At 57.1% G+C, this 1,334-nt stretch carries 1 rRNA gene (running past one end of the window); it reads left to right on the top strand.

What is annotated here, in order from left to right:
- The first annotated feature begins 62 nt into the window (after positions 1 to 62).
- Positions 63 to 1,334: ribosomal RNA gene (locus tag ACIRRU_RS30355) — 23S ribosomal RNA — on the top strand; it runs 1,922 nt beyond the window's last position.

The following is a 1,334-nucleotide window of genomic DNA, read 5'->3' as shown; positions in this document are numbered from 1 at the left end:
AGGGCGGGGTGGTGGGTGGCTGGTCGTTGTTTGAGAACTGCACAGTGGACGCGAGCATCTGTGGCCAAGTTTTTAAGGGCGCACGGTGGATGCCTTGGCACCAGGAACCGATGAAGGACGTGGGAGGCCACGATAGTCCCCGGGGAGTTGTCAACCGAGCTGTGATCCGGGGGTTTCCGAATGGGGAAACCCGGCAGTCGTCATGGGCTGTCACCCGCTGCTGAACACATAGGCAGTGTGGAGGGAACGAGGGGAAGTGAAACATCTCAGTACCCTCAGGAAGAGAAAACAACCGTGATTCCGGGAGTAGTGGCGAGCGAAACTGGATGAGGCCAAACCGTATGCGTGTGATACCCGGCAGGGGTTGCGTATGCGGGGTTGTGGGATCTCTCTGTCATGGTCTGCCGGCTGTGAGACGAGTCAGAAACCGTTGGTGTAGGCGAAGGACATGCGAAAGGTCCGGCGTAGAGGGTAAGACCCCCGTAGCTGAAACATCAGCGGCTTGTTTGAGAGACACCCAAGTAGCACGGGGCCCGAGAAATCCCGTGTGAATCTGGCGGGACCACCCGTTAAGCCTAAATATTCCCTGGTGACCGATAGCGGATAGTACCGTGAGGGAATGGTGAAAAGTACCGCGGGAGCGGAGTGAAATAGTACCTGAAACCGTGTGCCTACAAGCCGTGGGAGCGTCGCTGTGTGTGCTTGCACATACAGTCGTGACTGCGTGCCTTTTGAAGAATGAGCCTGCGAGTTAGCGGTGTGTAGCGAGGTTAACCCGTGTGGGGGAGCCGTAGCGAAAGCGAGTCCGAACAGGGCGGTTGAGTTGCACGCTCTAGACCCGAAGCGGAGTGATCTAGCCATGGGCAGGTTGAAGCGGCTGTAAGAGGTCGTGGAGGACCGAACCCACCAGGGTTGAAAACCTGGGGGATGACCTGTGGTTAGGGGTGAAAGGCCAATCAAACTCCGTGATAGCTGGTTCTCCCCGAAATGCATTTAGGTGCAGCGTCGTGTGTTTCTTGCCGGAGGTAGAGCACTGGATAGGCGATGGGCCCTACCGGGTTACTGACCTTAGCCAAACTCCGAATGCCGGTAAGTGAGAGCGCGGCAGTGAGACTGTGGGGGATAAGCTCCATGGTCGAGAGGGAAACAGCCCAGAGCATCGACTAAGGCCCCTAAGCGTACGCTAAGTGGGAAAGGATGTGGAGTCGCAGAGACAACCAGGAGGTTGGCTTAGAAGCAGCCACCCTTGAAAGAGTGCGTAATAGCTCACTGGTCAAGTGATTCCGCGCCGACAATGTAGCGGGGCTCAAGCGTACCGCCGAAGTCGTGTCATT

It is taken from the genome of Streptomyces sp. NPDC101181 (genome assembly GCF_044767975.1).
In the GTDB taxonomy this organism is placed as follows: domain Bacteria; phylum Actinomycetota; class Actinomycetes; order Streptomycetales; family Streptomycetaceae; genus Streptomyces.
Note: the sequence above shows the minus strand (reverse complement) of the source record. Positions and strands in the feature narration are given on the sequence as shown.